The sequence below is a fragment of the Bordetella genomosp. 8 genome, from assembly GCF_002119685.1.
Taxonomy (GTDB): domain Bacteria; phylum Pseudomonadota; class Gammaproteobacteria; order Burkholderiales; family Burkholderiaceae_B; genus Bordetella_C.
Genome location: NZ_CP021108.1, coordinates 861228 through 875299, shown reverse-complemented (window position 1 = coordinate 875299; position 14072 = coordinate 861228). Strand labels below are relative to the sequence as shown.

The window sequence follows — 14072 nt, the reverse complement described above, 5'->3', positions numbered from 1 at the left end:
GCGTCCAACCCGCTGGACGATCTACAGCAGCACGGTCTTGGGGAACTCCGCCACCAGATGGTCCAGGAAGGCCCGCACCGAAGGCAGCAGGCCTTTCCTGTAGGGAATCAGCGCGGTGAGCGTGGAGTCGCCGGCGATCCATTCCGGCAGTACGCGTTGCAGCGTGCCCGCGCGCACGGCGGCGCGGCAGATGTAGCTGGGCAAGGCCACCACGCCCAGGCCCTTGATGGCCGCCTGCTGCAGGCCGACCATGTCGTCGCTGAGCAGGCGTGGCGTCAGGGGCATGACGATCTCCTCGCCCGCCTTGCTGGCGTGCCGCAGGCGCCACGCGGGCGCCACGCCGGTACGCATCATGAACAGCGACGGATGGCCTTGCAGGTCGCGCGGCGTGCGCGGCGCGCCATGCTCGGCGATATAGCCGGACCCGGCGAACAGGAACCAGGGCGCGGGCGCCAGCGTCCTTTGCACCAGGTTGGAATCCGGCAGCGGATCGGAATGCGCGCGCACGGCGACATCGTAGTTTTCGCCGACGATGTCGACGGGGCGATCCGCCGCGTGCGCGACGATATCCACCTTGGGATGCTGCGCCAGGAAGTCGGCGATCAGGTCGGACAGGGCGAACTGCATGGTCGCCACGCCCGCCGTGCAGCGCACGGTGCCGGTGGGTTCCGCGAGGCGGTTGCGGATGGTGTACTCGGCCAGTTCGGCCTCGCGCAGCATCGCCACGGCGTGGCGGTAGAAATCTTCCCCCGCGTCGGTCACGCCGAAGCGGCGCGACGTACGGTTCAACAGCCTGACGCCCAGCTCGCCTTCCAACTGCTGGATGCGATGGCTGAGCGTGGATTTGGGCATCCGCAACGTGCGGCCGGCGGCGGTGAAGCCCCCGCGATCCACGACCTGCACGAAAAAATAGAAGTCGTTCAAATCCAGCACGCGGCACCTCGAGGTCCGGAACGATCGTCCAGAAAATTGGACGCTGGGTTCGAATTCTGGCGTCTTTTCGGCGGATGGTCCAGTGCATAGCATGTCCCTGTGGCGACATTCCGCCGCGTCAACGAACCCTTCAGGAGATGCCATGACCCACCGCGCCTACGAACCGCTGACCGCCGACAACGCCGCCCTGATCCTGGTCGACCACCAGGTCGGCCTGATGACCGGCGTGCGCGACTACTCCACCGGCGAGCTGAAGCACAACGTCGTCGCGCTGGCCAAGGCCGCCAAGGCGCTGGGCCTGCCCATCGTCGTGACCACCACCGCGCGCGACAGCATGTGGGGCCCGACCTTTCCGGAGCTGGTAGCGGCCTTGCCCGGCGTGGAGATCATCAACCGCTCCACGGTCAATGCCTACGACGACGAACGCGTGGCGCGCGCCATCGAGGCGACCGGCCGCAGGAAACTGATCTTCGCCGGCATATCGCTGGAGGTCTGCGCGGCATTCCCGGCCATGACGGCCGTTGCGCGAGGCCTGGATGCCTACGTCGCCGTGGACGCGTCGGGCACCTTCAGCGTAACCAAGCACCAGGTCGGCCTGCTGCGCATGCAGCAGGCGGGCGTCATCGTGTCGGACTACGCGACCTTGATGGTGGAAATCCTCAAGGACAACGGGCGGCCCGAGGCCGGCGCGGTATACGCCGCGCTCGATATGCCATGGGCCACGCTGGTCGGCCAGGTCGCGCAGGCCTACGCCAGGTAAGCGAGGTAAGCGAGGTAAGCGAGGTAAGCGAGGTAAGCGAGGTAAGCGAGGTAAGCGAAGGAAGCGAAGGAAGCGAAGGAAGCGCAGCGTCCAGGCACCCGTTGCACCTACACTCACGAACGGGCGCCCCCGCGGCGGCACGACGAAGGACAGCCAATGAGCAAAGCATCGACATCGCGCGGCATTCCGCTGATTCCCCCATCTTTCTTCGCGATCGTGCTCGGCCTGGCGGGACTGGCCGGGAACTGGCGCGCTGCGCATGCGGCCTGGTCGCTACCGGCGGCGGTGGGCGAAGCGCTCTACGCCCTCGCCTTCCTGGCCTGGCTGGCCATTGCGGTGCTGTACGGACTGAAGTGGATCGTCGCGCCGGCGGTCGCGCGTGCCGAAGCGGAACATGCGGTCCAGTGCTGCTTCATCGGGCTGGCGGGGGTGGCGACCATGCTGGTGGCCCAGGGTGCGTTGCCGTATTCGCGGTCCGCAGCGATCCTCCTGTTCATGCTCGGCGTGGCGGCGACGTTCGCCTTCGGCGTATGGCGCACGGGCCTGCTCTGGCGCGGCGGGCGCGATCACGCCGCCACCACGCCGGTACTGTATCTGCCCCTGGTGGCGGGCGGATTCGTGACGGGCACCGTGTCCGCAGCGCTGGGCTGGCGCGAGTGGGGGCAGATGGCCTTCGGCGCGGCGTTTTTCGCCTGGCTGGCGATCGAGTCGGTGCTGCTGCACAGGCTCTACACGGCGGCGCCGCTGACGCCCGCGCTGCGGCCGACGCTGGGCATCCAGCTCGCCCCGCCGGCCGTCGGCGCGGTGTGCTACCTGTCGGTGGGCGGCGGCCAGCCCGACCTGTTCGCCCATATGTTGATCGGCTACGCCCTGTTGCAGGCGCTGCTGCTGGCGCGCATGGCACGCTGGATAGGCGAGCAACCATTCTCGCCCGCGTACTGGGCCTTTACCTTCGGCGCCACCGCGCTGGCTGGCGCCACCGTTCGCCTGTCCATCATCGATCGCGCAGGCGCTTTCGCGACGCTGGCGCCTGTGCTGTTTGTGCTGGCCAATATGGTGGTGCTGGCCATCGCCGCCGGCACGTTGAGACTATGGGTGCAGGGCAGGCTGCTGCCCCCCGCCGCACCCGCGCCGGTACAAACGCCGGTACAAGCGGCGGAACCCGCGGCCGTCACGTCCGCACGCGGCGACGGTTGAAAAAAATGCCCTCCCGGAAGGGAGGGCATTCAGGATGCCGGCCAGTGAGGCCGGGCGGCGGCACATACTCGGTCGTGTGCTTGGCGTTCAATCCACCTGCGCGACAGGCTGCGCGGCGGCCAGGGCGGCGGCCTTGCGTTGCCGGTTCTTGCGGAAGAACGACCACGCCTGCCACGCCACGATGACGCCGATGACCGCAAACAGCGTGCCGCTGATAGGCCGCGAAACGAAGATGCCGAAGTCCCCACGGCTGAGCAGCATCGCGCGACGGAAGTTTTCCTCCAGCATCGGTCCCAGGATGAAGCCCAGCATCAGCGGCGCCGCCTCCATGCCCAGGCGCATGAACAGGTAGCCGATGAAGCCGAACACCGCGGTAATGTAAATATCGTCCAGGCTGTTATTGATGCTGAACGTTCCGACGCAGCAGAAGAACAGGATGGCGGGGAACAGCACGGTGTACGGGATCTTGAACACCGACAGCCAATAGCGCACCAGCGGCACGTTCAGGATCAGCAGAAAGCAGTTGCCGATCCACATGCTGGCCACCAGCCCCCAGAACAGATCGGGGTGGTTGGCGATCATGTTGGGTCCCGGCTGCACGCCCTTGACGATGAAGGCCGCCAGCATCAGCGCCATCACGGCGTTTTCCGGAATGCCGATCGCCATCAGGGGAATGAAGCTGGTCCGCGCCGCGGCTTCGTCGGCCGCCGCCTGGCCCGCCACGCCTTCGATGGCGCCCTGCCCGATTTCGTCGCGGTACTTGCTGAAGCGCTTGTCGGCGGCGTAGGCGGCGAACTGCGCGATCGTCGGACCGCCGCCGGGCAGGATGCCCAGCACCGAACCGATGACGCTGCCGCGCAAGGCGCTGGGGATGATGCGCTTGAACTCGGTCCAGTTCGGCAACAGCTTGATCTTGCCATTGAAGGGCGTCAGCGTATTGCGCGCATCCAGGTTCTTGACGATCTCGGCGATACCGAAGCAGCCCAGCGCGATGCTGATGAGCCCCACGCCATCCTGCAGGAAGATCAAGTCCATGGTGTAGCGCGCCATCCCGCTGTTGACGTCGGTCCCGATCACGCCCAGCAGGATGCCTATCATGGCCATGGCCAGGCCGTTCAACAGGCTGCCGCTGCTGACGAAGCTGACGCAGAAGAACCCCAGCAGCATCAGCGCGCAGTAATCGGCCGGCCCGAACAGCATGCCGACTTCGCCCAGCGCCGGCGCCATCGTCGACAGCACCACGATGGCCACCGTGCCCCCGATGAAGCTGGACAGGCCGGCCGTGAACAGCGCCAGGCCCGTCTTGCCCTTCAGGTTCATCTGGTATCCGTCTATGCATGCCACGATACTGCTCGCATGCGGGATCTTCATGGTAATGGCGCTGACACTATCGCCATATTGTGCGCCGTAGTAGATGCCCGCCAGCATGATGAGGGCGCCGCCGGCGGGGATGGAGTAGGTGATGGGCAGCAACAGGCTGATGGTGGACAGCGGTCCCAGGCCGGGCAGCAGGCCGATCAGCGTGCCGACCGTGCAGCCCAGAGCGCAGTACATCAGGTTTTCCAGTGTCAGCGCCTGTTCGAAGCCGAACGAGAGGTTGTGCAGGATTTCGATCATAGGAGTGGCAGGTTCAAGCCCAGCAGGAATTTGAAGGCGAGCGCCACCACGATCAGGCCGGCGGATATCTTGACGTTGCGCGCCACGGAATAGGAGGTGCCGGCCAGCGTCGAGCAGAACACCAGGAACACGATGCCGAGCAGCATGTTCAGGTAGTTCGATACCAGCACGAAACCGATCAGGCTGGCCATGACGATGGCGATGTTGCGGATGCTGTAGTTCAGCGGGACCGGCTCGACGAAATACGCCCGGATCACCGTGATGATGCCGACCAGCAGCAGGCAGCCGCATATCAGCAAGGGGAACAGGCCGGGGCCGAAACGCGCAAGGTTGCCCAGGGGGTAGGTCGACGCGACCCCGCCGAACACCAGCGCGAAGGCGATCAGGAACAATCCCCTGACGAAGTTGCGATTGTTCATGTTCATGGCCGACACCCTCCCGGCCCTGCCATGCATGTAGGGAATTTCATGTGCTCTTACCTCCACCCTTGGGTTTTTTTGCGGGCGCATCGCGCGGCTTGCAGGATGCTGAACGCGATTCTGGGCTGGCCGACTTTCAGTCGGCTGTCGGTTTCGGCCGATACGCGTATACACCTAGGGTGGAAAAGCAACAGGGAGCTGAACGAAAGCAAACCAAAAGCTGAACGTGATATGACGCCGAGCTGAACGTATCCGCCCCGGGGGTATGGGTCTTGCTGGACACGGTGGACGCCAGGCCCGGCACTCGAACGCCTGGCACCCCACAGGAGGAAAATGCTCATGAACAAGCCGTCCGCGACCCGTCCCGCCGACCTGCCCGCCGCCCGCGAGGGCGCCCACGAAAAGAAGCCCGACGAAACCATCCGCAGCCGCAGCGCCGATCCCGGCCAGAGCAGCTATGGCGGCTTCAAGGGAGAGGATCCGCGCCGGCAGGTGGAAGACCTGTCGCCAGGTGATGCGGCGCAAGGCGGGCAGGACAAGCCGCGGAAGTGACCAGGGCGGCGAGTTCGCCGCCCGCTTCAAGTTTGCCGGCCGCTTGCCGTTAACCAGGCGCGGCCCCGCCGCGCTTGCGCACAAGACGCGCAATCATCCTGCAACATGCGCCCACCTGGCGCGGCGAGACGTTCCATGATCCGTGGCCTCACCCTCAAGATCAGCACGCGCATCGGTGCGGTCCTCGGCATCTTTTCCCTGATCCTCGTGGCGATCAGCGCAGCCGCGCTCTATGCGACTTCGCATGCCAATGGCGTCATCCACGAGATCTACAACGACGATATGGCAGGCGCCGCCGATATCGCGGTCATCCAGCTGGGCGTATCTCGCCAGCGCCTGGCGCTGGACCGCGCGGTGCTGGTGGTCGGCACGCCGGAGGCCAGCGAACGGGTCGCCACGCTGGCCACGCGCCAGAAGCAGATGGACGAGGCCTGGAAGCATTTCCAGTCCCTGCCCCGCGATGCGCAGGAAGACAGGCTGACCAACGAATTCGGCGCTGCCATCGCCAGTATGCGACAGGCCGTCGACAGCCTGGCCGCGGCGGTGCGCGCCGGCGAGCAGGGCCGCCTGCTGGAACTGATGCGCGACCTGACGCAGCGCTACGAAACGATGTCGAGCAAGGCCGAGGCGCTCAAGAAGTACCAGAGCGACTACGCGGCGCAACGCTACGCGCGTGCCGAACAGACCTACACCGTATTCAAGATGGCCGCGCTGGGCGCGGCGGCTTTCGCGATCCTGGTGGCGCTGTGGTCCTACGTCGCCCTGCGCCGCGCCATCGTGCGGCCGATAGACAGCGTGCTGGCGCATCTGGGGCATATCGCGGCGGGCGACCTGGGCCAGCGCATTCCCCGCCACGCGAACGATGAGCTGGGCCAGGTGCTGGAAGGCCTGGATGGCATGCGACGGCAGCTGGCCGATACGGTCGGCGAAGTCCGCGCGAGCAGCGCCTCGATCAGCGCCGCGACACGCGACATCGCGGCCGGCCAGCTGGACCTGTCCTCGCGCACGGAAGAACAGGCCGCGTCGCTGGAGCAGACGGCGGCCAGCATGGGCGAGCTGACCGGCATCGTCAAGCAGAACGCCGACAACGCAAACCTGGCCAGCACGCTGGCGGAGAAGGCGCGCGCCACCGCGCAGCAAGGCAGCCAGGTCATGGGCCGCATGACCGACACGATGGGCACGATAGACCAGAGCTCCCACGAGATCGGCGACATCGTCACGCTGATCGAGACCATCTCCTTCCAGACCAATATCCTTGCCCTGAACGCGGCGGTGGAAGCCGCGCGCGCCGGCGAGGAAGGCCGCGGCTTCGCCGTCGTCGCCAGCGAAGTGCGCGCGCTGGCACAGCGCTCGGCGACCGCCGCCAAGGAAATCAAGACGCTGATCGGCACGTCCACGGAACGGGTGGCGCTGGGCATGTCGCTGGTGGAGGAAGCCGGCACGACGATGCGCGGCATCATCACCGCCGTGCAGCAGGTCAGCGACATCATGGGCGAGATCGCCTCGGCATCCGTCGAACAGAGCAACGGCATCGAGCAGGTCAACAAGGCGGTGATGCAGATGGACGAGATGACGCAGCACAACGCGGCGCTGGTGGAACAAGGCACCGCCGCCGCGCAATCGCTGCACGAACAGGCGGACCGACTGGACCGCGCGATCGCCGCCTTCAAGACCTCGCACGGCGCCGTGCCGGCGCTGGTCGAAAGCCGACCGCTCGCGCTGGCCGCCGCATGACCGCGTATGACGGCGCGTGAATGCGCATGACGGCGCCTGAACCTGCGTGACGGCGCGTCAGGCCCCGGTCACGCGGCGGCAACCTGCCGCGCGAGATCGCAGCTGTCGCAATGCCCGCAGCGCTCCCAGTCGGGCACGTCGCCGAAGTGTTCCAGCAGCATGCGCCAGCGGCAGCGGCCGCTGCGCGCGTACTGCACCATCGACGCCAGTATGGCCTTGTCGTGTTCCGCGCGCTGTTCGTATTTTTCGGCAGCCAGCGCGGCGCGCTCGCGCGCATCCTCCACGCCGCACGGCCGCACCCGATCCTGGTCGTCGCTTTCCACCAGTCCCGCGTCCGCCAGCAGCTTCAACCCCACCCGCAGCTTGCGCACCCCGACCTTGCCCAGCGAAGCCGCCAGCGCGGCTTCCGTAAAGGGCGTGTCCGCGTCTTCAAGTACCTGCAGCACGCGCTGCAGCAAGTCCTTGGTGGGATAGCGATTGGCCAGGAAGAACTGCTGGATGCGCTTGTCCTTTTCCTCGTGTATCAACACGCAGGACGCGGGTTGGCCATCGCGTCCGCCGCGACCGGACTCTTGGTAATAGGAATCCAGGCTGCCCGGCAACTGCGCATGCACGACCAGGCGTACATCGGGCTTGTCGATGCCCATGCCGAAGGCATCGGTCGCCACCATCACCGGCGTGCCGCCCGACATGAAGGCGTCCTGCGCCTCGTGCCGCGCCTTGGCGGCCAGCCGGCCGTGATACAGGGCGGCGTCGACGCCCGCGTCGCGCAGCACCTGGTGCAGCACTTCTGCTTCCTTCACCGTCGTGCTGTAAACGATGGCCGGGCCGCGGGCCTGCTTCACCAGTTCCAGCACGGCGTCCTGCTTGCGGTCCTCATCGCTGACCTGGCGTACCGCGTAGTGCAGGTTGTCGCGGTAAACGCCCACCTTGACCACGCAGGCAGCGGTCAGGTCCAGCGTCGCGGCGATGTCGTGGATCACTTCGTCGGTCGCGGTGGCGGTCATGGCCAGGACGGGTGGCGAACCGACGGCGCGGACGGCGGCCGGTATATCCAGGAAGGCAGGCCGGAAGTCGTGCCCCCATTGCGAAATGCAGTGGGCTTCGTCGACGACGAACAGCCGCACGGTCTGCTGCTTCAGCCAATCCATGAAGCCCGCGTCGGCCAGGCGCTCCGGCGTCGCCAGCACGATGGGTTGCTTGCGGCTGCCGCCATTCTTCAGGTAGCGCGCCTGTTCCTCGCTGGGCGTCGCGCTGTTGAAGACCGCCGCATCCACGCCGAACTCGCGCAGCTTTTCGTCCTGGTCCTTCATCAGGGCGATGAGGGGCGACACGACCACCGTGAGGCCGGGCTTGCATAGCGCGGGCACCTGATAGCAAAGGGATTTGCCGCTGCCCGTGGGCATCACGGCGATGGTGTGGTTGCCGCGCAGCACGCTGGCCATGACTTCGGCCTGGCCAGGGCGCAGATCGGCCACGCCGAAACGTTCGCGCAGCACGCGGCGCGCTTGGACGGGTAAAGCAATGGGAAGGGTTGCGGCAGGCATGGCGGATGGGATGAAAGCCCCGCCCAATGCAAGCGGTGTGCCAGGCCCGGAACAAAAAACGCTTGCAATCCGCCCCAAAGCGCAGTGATATTCTAATGTTTTAGTACAACAATGACCTGGGAGGAGACCCCATGCGATTACTTCGAATCGCCGCATTCGCCTTGGCGGCGGGCGCGGCAGGCAACGCCCTGGCCGCCGATGCCTACCCCAACCACACCATCACGATCATCGTGCCGGCCTCGCCCGGCGGCGCCATCGACATCGTGGCACGGCTGATCAGCCAGAAGATGACAGTGTCGATGGGCCAGTCCGTGGTCGTCCAGAACAAGCCGGGCGCCACCGGGACCATAGGCGAGGACTACGTCGCCAAGAGCGCGCCCGACGGCTATACCCTGGTCCTGGCCGCCAGCTCGCACGCGATCAATCCCACCATGTTCAAGCTGCCGTACGACACGGTGAAGAGCTTCGAACCCGTCGCGCTGACGCACTCCGTGCCGCTGATGCTGGTCGTCACGCCGGGACTGCCGGTAAAGTCCGTGAAGGAACTGATCGCCTACGGCAAGGCGCATCCGCATGAATTGACGTTCGCCTCCAGCGGCCCCGGCGGCGCGCCGCATTTTTCCGGCGAGCTGTTCAAGAGCATGACGGGCATCGATATGGTCCATGTGCCGTACAAGGGCAGCACGGCGGCGCACCCGGACCTGACCAGCGGCCGGGTGTCCATGATGTTCGATACGCTGGCCGCGCTGCATGCGCCGGTATCCGGCAAGCTGGTTCGTCCGCTGGCCGTCACCACCACCAAGCGCGCGCCGGCCTATCCGGACATTCCGACCATGGCCGAAGCGGGACTGCCCGGCTACGACACCAGCACCTGGGGCGGCGTGCTGGCCCCGGCGGGGACGCCGGCGGCCATCGTCAACAGACTGAACGCCGAGATCAACAAGGCCCTGTCCGATCCGGATGTGCGCAAGACCCTGCAGCAGGCCAGCATCGATCCGGTGACCGAATCGCCGCAGTACTTCGCCAAATTCATCGATACCGAGATGGTGAAGTGGGCCAAGGTGGCCAAGGACGCCAACATCCACCCGGAATAGCAACCGAGGCCGCGCGGTCAGGAAAAATGCACGCCGATGCCACCCAGCGGGCCGTAGTCGGCGTGCAGCGTATCCCCCGCCTTCACCGGCACGGTGCGCGTGAAGGAACCGGCCAGCACGATATGGCCGGCTTCGAGCCCGGTATCGTGCTGCGCCAGCTTGTTCGCCAGCCAGGCGATGCCCAGCGCGGGATGGCCCAGCACGGCGGCAGAGACGCCGGATTCCTCGATCACGCCGTTCTTCGACAGGATGGCGCTTACCCAGCGCAGGTCGATGTCCATGGGGCGCACCGGGCGGCCGCCCAGCACGATGCCCGCGCAGGCGGCGTTGTCTGCAATGTTGTCGACGATGGTGCGCGGATACTTGCTGCGGCCATCGATGATTTCCAGGGCCGGGACCACGTAATCCGTGGCATCCAGCACGTCGAACAGGCTGACGTCGGGCCCGCGCAGCGGCTTGCCCAGCACGAAGGCCAGCTCCACTTCCACGCGTGGCACGATCAGCGTCGCGGTCGGAATGTCCTGGCCATCCTGGAAGAACATGTTGTCCAGCAGATGGCCGTAATCCGGCTCGTCGATGCCGACGGTGCTTTGCATGGCCTTGGACGTCAGGCCGATCTTGTGCCCGCGCAAGCGCGCGCCCTGCGCGATCTTCTGGTCGATGATGCGTTTCTGGATGGCATAGGAATCCGCGATTTCCATGCCGGGAAAGGTCTGGGCCAGCTGCGTGACGGGTTGGCCGGTGCGTTCGGCCTGCAGCAGCAGCGTCGCGGCGCGATCGCGGTCCTGGTCGTTCAACATGAGTATGTGCTCGCGAAAGACAGTAAAGCAGTCAGGCGGCAAGGCCGTCAGGCAGTCAGGCAGTCAGGCGGCCGGTCCCCGGGCGATGGCCGCCGGGTCGTCGGCAACGGAATTGGAAAGGATGCCGATACCGGGCACTTCGACTTCGACCACGTCGCCGGGCTTCAGGAAACGCGGCGGATCGAAGCGCACGCCCGCCCCCACCGGCGTACCGGTGCTGATGATGTCGCCCGGCTCCAGCGTGGTCCAGATGGAGATGTAGCGGATCAACTCGGCGAAGGGAAACATCAGGTTCGCCGTCGTGTCGTGCTGCCTTTGTTCGCCATTGACGCGCGTCGTCACGGTCAAGGGCGCATCCGGATCGAAGGCGTCGGCGGTGACCATCCAAGGCCCCATCGATCCGCTCGCGTCGAAGTTCTTGCCCTGCGTCACGTTGAACTTGCCATGGCGCAGCCAGTCGCGCACCGTGCCTTCGTTGGCGCAGGTCAGCCCGGCGACGTGCGACCAGGCATCGGCCGCATCGATGCGCCGGCCGCGCTTGCCGATGACCAGCGCGATCTCGCCTTCGTAATCCAGCTGTTCCGACTCGGGCGGCCGCAGCAGCGGCTGGCCGTGGCCGACGAAGGATCCGGGGAACCGGGGGAATACGCTGGGATAGGCGGGCGGCGCGCTGCCATCCTTGTATTCCTCGTTGCGATTGCCGTAGTTCACGCCGACGCAGATGATTTTTTCCGGATGGGGAACGGGCGGCAGCAGGCGCACGTGCGCCAGCTTCAGGCTGGCGGGCAAGGCCGCCGCGCGGCGAGCCAGCGCCGGCAAGGCATTCGCCGCCAGCGCGGCGCGCAGGTCCGCGTACCCCTGCCCGCCCAGGTCGACGATGTCGTCCTCGCCGCGCAGCAGGCCGAAGCTGGCGCGCCCCTGGTATTCGAAGGAAAGCAGCTTCATTTGTCGAATCCGAAAAGGCGGGCGGGGTTGTCGACCATGATCTTTTGCAAGGTGGCGGCGTCGCCCGCGTAGCGCGCCACCTGGTCCACCAGCCGGCCCTCGTCGGGCGTGGCCTTGACGGAGACGGGATGCGGCCAGTCGCTGCCCCACACCACGCGATCCGGGTTGGCTTCGATCAGCGCGTGCGCCAGCGGCAGCACGTCGTCCCAGGGTTCGCCGGCCTTCGAAAGCTTTTCCGTCAACGACAGCATGACCCAGAAGTTGCCGCGCCTGAGCAATTCCACCAGCTTGCGCCGGCTGGGATCCTGGGCGCCCGCGGCGGGGTCCGCGCGACCCATGTGGTCGATCAGCACCGGGATGTCCAGGTCTTCGAACTGCGCGGCCTGCGCCATGATGCCATCGGGTTCGGGCTGGAATTTGGCGTACCAGCCCAGCTCGCGCAGCCGCGCGATGGACCGCTGGAACACCGCCGGCTCCATGCTGATGCCCAGGCCCTGCCGCGTGTAGCGCGCGCCACGCACGCCGGCATCGTGCAGTTTCGCGATGTAGGCGTCGTCGCGCTCGGCCAGCACGGCGGCGTTGGCGCAGCCCCGATAATCGGGCCCGGCCGCGGCCAGCCCATCGAGCACGACCTGGTGGTCCGCCCCATAGGTTGTCGCCTGCACGATGACGCCACGCTGGATGCCCAGCAGGCGGTGCAGGCGCAGGGCCACTTCTATCGTGGCGCCGGGCATCTCGTAGGCGGCGCCGGGACGCACGGGATACCGGTCCGCCGGCCCGAACACATGGAATTGGCTGTCGCAGGCCCCGGCCGGCAGGCGCGTGTGTGGCGCGCTGGGATTCGGATGGAACGATTGATACTGTGTCATGCCGCGCCCTCCTCGACGATCACCGCGACGAAGTCGCATTCGATCAGCTTGTCGCCATCCAGGTCGGCCTGCATCGTGTGACGCGCCGGCCGGTCCTCGGCGTTGGGGAAGGCGCGCAGCCACACGGCATTGAGCGCCGCGCGTTGTCCGCGATCGCGCATCCACACCGTCATCTTGACGATGGAAGCCAGCGAGCCGCCGCCTGCTTCGACGATGCGCCGCACGTGATCGAACATCAGTTCGCACTGGCGTTCGAGGGTGTCGCCGTAGGCGCCTGTGGCGGGATCGGTGCCCTGGATGCTGCCCGAATACAGCATGGCGCCCAGGCGGCATGCGGCCGGGATGGGATTCTTGTGGCTGAAGCCTTCGGCATAGATGCTGCGTCTGCTCATGGCGGGTTTCCCTCAGTTGGCGGTGATGCCGGCGCGCTCGATGATCGGCGTCCAGCGCGCGTCCTCGGCGGCCAGGTAGCGCGTGAACTCTTCCGGCGTATTGCCGCGCGCCTGCGCACCCATGTCGTCGAAACGCTTGATGATGTCGGGCTGCTTGAGTATGCCGGCCAGCACCTGGCTCAGCCTCGCCAGGATTTCCGGCGGCGTGCCCTTGGGCGCGAGCAAGCCGGTGAACGTCGCCGCCTCCATGCCCTGCACACCCGCTTCGGCGAAGGTCGGCACGTCGGGCAGCGATGGCAGGCGCGTGGCCGTGGTGACCGCCAGCGCGCGCAGCTTGCCGTCCTTGATGAAGGGCGTGGCCACCGATATCTGGTCGAACTGGAAGTCCACCTGGCCGCCGAGCAGGTCCGTGTTGGCGGGCGCGTTGCCCTTGTACTGGGCGGTGGTCCAGCGAGCGCCCGTCACGTGCTGCAGCAGCTCGCTGACCAGGTGGTTCGTGGTGCCGGCGCCGGGCGACGCCATGGTCAGCTTGCCCGGCTCCTTCTTCGCCAATGCGATCAGCTCGCCCACCGTCTTCACCGGCAGCGAGGGTTTCACCTCCAGCACCAGCGGCGTGTACGACACCGAGCTGATGGGCGCGAAGTCGCGATCCCACTTGTAGGCCGGGCGCTTGAAGATCAAGGGGCTGAACAGCAGGGGACCGTTCGCGGCCATGAAGAGCGTGTACCCGTCGGGATCGGCGCGGGCCACGAACTCGCCGGCGATCATGCCGCCCGCGCCCGGCTTGTTCTCCACGATGATGGGCTGGCCCAGCGCGGCTTGCAGGCCTGGGCTGATCAGCCTGGCGGCCACGTCGACGTTGCCGCCGGGTGGGTAGGGCACGACGATCCGTATGGGACGGTCGGGCCAGGCGGCATGGGCAAGCGAGGTCAGGCCGGCAAGCGCGATGGCGGCGCAGGCCGGAGCCAGCAGGCGGCGGATCATGATGTTGTCTCCGTATTCGTCGGTGTGTCGATCTTGTGCAAGCACTCTAGGAATTTGCGCGGGAAGCGACAATGCCGAACTCGGAAAAAAGTCCGGATAGTGGACTTAATTGCATGATGCCTTTCGCGGCGGTTTTGCTCGCTGGCGCAAAAATCCCGACAATACGCATGGAGACATCGGCCAAAAGGCCGACCGGCCATCGGCAGATGGTTCAATAATTGGACACCTC

At 66.5% G+C, this 14072-nt stretch carries 14 protein-coding genes; 5 read left to right on the top strand and 9 right to left on the bottom strand.

The features are described 5' to 3' along the window. Positions 1–21: 21 nt before the first annotated feature. Positions 22–933: a LysR substrate-binding domain-containing protein gene (locus CAL12_RS03935; RefSeq protein WP_086063288.1), complete on the bottom strand. Its 912-nt coding sequence runs from the start codon at positions 931–933 to the stop codon at positions 22–24. Between the two features lie 142 nt (positions 934–1075). Between CAL12_RS03935 and CAL12_RS03930 the strand changes: the two genes are divergently transcribed. Together CAL12_RS03930 and tehA are read left to right on the top strand one after the other, a co-directional pair. Then, entirely contained in the window at positions 1076–1693 is a 618-nt protein-coding gene (locus CAL12_RS03930) for an isochorismatase family protein (protein WP_086063287.1), read from the top strand. Positions 1694–1849: 156 nt separating this feature from the next. Further along, positions 1850–2890 carry a dicarboxylate transporter/tellurite-resistance protein TehA gene (gene tehA / locus CAL12_RS03925; RefSeq protein WP_086063286.1) on the top strand — a complete coding sequence of 347 codons (1041 nt, stop codon included), beginning with the start codon at positions 1850–1852 and terminating at the stop codon, positions 2888–2890. Positions 2891–2977: 87 nt separating this feature from the next. On the opposite strand, the gene CAL12_RS03920 is transcribed toward tehA, so the two are convergent. Together CAL12_RS03920 and CAL12_RS03915 are read right to left on the bottom strand one after the other, a co-directional pair. Next, positions 2978–4504: a tripartite tricarboxylate transporter permease gene (locus CAL12_RS03920; RefSeq protein ID WP_086067666.1), complete on the bottom strand. Its 1527-nt coding sequence runs from the start codon at positions 4502–4504 to the stop codon at positions 2978–2980. Further along, positions 4504–4926, bottom strand: coding sequence for a tripartite tricarboxylate transporter TctB family protein (locus CAL12_RS03915; RefSeq protein WP_086067665.1), 423 nt, complete (start codon positions 4924–4926; stop codon positions 4504–4506). The genes CAL12_RS03920 and CAL12_RS03915 overlap by 1 nt, the downstream gene beginning before the upstream one ends. A gap of 339 nt (positions 4927–5265) precedes the next feature. Here CAL12_RS03915 and CAL12_RS03910 point away from each other — a divergent pair, with 339 nt between their 5' ends. Both CAL12_RS03910 and CAL12_RS03905 read left to right on the top strand, forming a co-directional pair. Then, positions 5266–5478, top strand: coding sequence for a hypothetical protein (locus tag CAL12_RS03910; protein ID WP_086063285.1), 213 nt, complete (start codon positions 5266–5268; stop codon positions 5476–5478). A 135-nt stretch (positions 5479–5613) separates the two neighbouring features. Beyond that, positions 5614–7212, top strand: a complete 1599-nt coding sequence (locus CAL12_RS03905; protein WP_198298373.1) for a methyl-accepting chemotaxis protein — start codon at positions 5614–5616, stop codon at positions 7210–7212. A gap of 68 nt (positions 7213–7280) precedes the next feature. Here CAL12_RS03905 and CAL12_RS03900 read toward each other — a convergent pair whose 3' ends face one another. Then, positions 7281–8711: a RecQ family ATP-dependent DNA helicase gene (locus tag CAL12_RS03900; protein WP_198298372.1), complete on the bottom strand. Its 1431-nt coding sequence runs from the start codon at positions 8709–8711 to the stop codon at positions 7281–7283. A gap of 179 nt (positions 8712–8890) precedes the next feature. Here CAL12_RS03900 and CAL12_RS03895 point away from each other — a divergent pair, with 179 nt between their 5' ends. Continuing rightward, the gene (locus CAL12_RS03895) at positions 8891–9853 is read left to right on the top strand and encodes a tripartite tricarboxylate transporter substrate binding protein (RefSeq protein WP_086067664.1); all 963 of its coding nucleotides are present in this window, start codon (positions 8891–8893) and stop codon (positions 9851–9853) included. A gap of 17 nt (positions 9854–9870) precedes the next feature. Here CAL12_RS03895 and hpaH read toward each other — a convergent pair whose 3' ends face one another. The 5 genes from hpaH to CAL12_RS03870 all read right to left on the bottom strand — a co-directional run bounded on the left by hpaH (position 9871) and on the right by CAL12_RS03870 (position 13843). Beyond that, positions 9871–10653: a 2-oxo-hept-4-ene-1,7-dioate hydratase gene (gene hpaH / locus CAL12_RS03890; RefSeq protein WP_086063282.1), complete on the bottom strand. Its 783-nt coding sequence runs from the start codon at positions 10651–10653 to the stop codon at positions 9871–9873. Positions 10654–10716: 63 nt separating this feature from the next. Beyond that, positions 10717–11598, bottom strand: a complete 882-nt coding sequence (locus CAL12_RS03885) for a fumarylacetoacetate hydrolase family protein (RefSeq protein ID WP_086063281.1) — start codon at positions 11596–11598, stop codon at positions 10717–10719. Continuing rightward, complete coding sequence (locus CAL12_RS03880) at positions 11595–12467, bottom strand: amidohydrolase family protein (protein ID WP_086063280.1); 873 nt, start codon at positions 12465–12467, stop codon at positions 11595–11597. The genes CAL12_RS03885 and CAL12_RS03880 overlap by 4 nt, the downstream gene beginning before the upstream one ends. Then, entirely contained in the window at positions 12464–12859 is a 396-nt protein-coding gene (locus tag CAL12_RS03875) for a RidA family protein (protein WP_086063279.1), read from the bottom strand. The genes CAL12_RS03880 and CAL12_RS03875 overlap by 4 nt, the downstream gene beginning before the upstream one ends. Positions 12860–12871: 12 nt before the next feature. Next, on the bottom strand, positions 12872–13843 hold the full coding sequence (locus CAL12_RS03870) for a Bug family tripartite tricarboxylate transporter substrate binding protein (RefSeq protein WP_086063278.1): 972 nt from the start codon (positions 13841–13843) through the stop codon (positions 12872–12874). Positions 13844–14072 lie beyond the last annotated feature (229 nt).

Excerpts from the sequence above, each read along its gene's own strand:
- CAL12_RS03930 (WP_086063287.1), top strand. The coding sequence starts at position 1,076 with ATGACCCACCGCGCCTACGAACCGCTGACCGCCGACAACGCCGCCCTG.
- tehA (WP_086063286.1), top strand. The coding sequence starts at position 1,850 with ATGAGCAAAGCATCGACATCGCGCGGCATTCCGCTGATTCCCCCATCT.
- CAL12_RS03915 (WP_086067665.1), bottom strand. The coding sequence starts at position 4,926 with ATGAACAATCGCAACTTCGTCAGGGGATTGTTCCTGATCGCCTTCGCG.
- CAL12_RS03910 (WP_086063285.1), top strand. The coding sequence starts at position 5,266 with ATGAACAAGCCGTCCGCGACCCGTCCCGCCGACCTGCCCGCCGCCCGC.
- CAL12_RS03905 (WP_198298373.1), top strand. The coding sequence starts at position 5,614 with ATGATCCGTGGCCTCACCCTCAAGATCAGCACGCGCATCGGTGCGGTC.
- CAL12_RS03895 (WP_086067664.1), top strand. The coding sequence starts at position 8,891 with ATGCGATTACTTCGAATCGCCGCATTCGCCTTGGCGGCGGGCGCGGCA.
- hpaH (WP_086063282.1), bottom strand. The coding sequence starts at position 10,653 with ATGTTGAACGACCAGGACCGCGATCGCGCCGCGACGCTGCTGCTGCAG.
- CAL12_RS03885 (WP_086063281.1), bottom strand. The coding sequence starts at position 11,598 with ATGAAGCTGCTTTCCTTCGAATACCAGGGGCGCGCCAGCTTCGGCCTG.
- CAL12_RS03880 (WP_086063280.1), bottom strand. The coding sequence starts at position 12,467 with ATGACACAGTATCAATCGTTCCATCCGAATCCCAGCGCGCCACACACG.
- CAL12_RS03875 (WP_086063279.1), bottom strand. The coding sequence starts at position 12,859 with ATGAGCAGACGCAGCATCTATGCCGAAGGCTTCAGCCACAAGAATCCC.
- CAL12_RS03870 (WP_086063278.1), bottom strand. The coding sequence starts at position 13,843 with ATGATCCGCCGCCTGCTGGCTCCGGCCTGCGCCGCCATCGCGCTTGCC.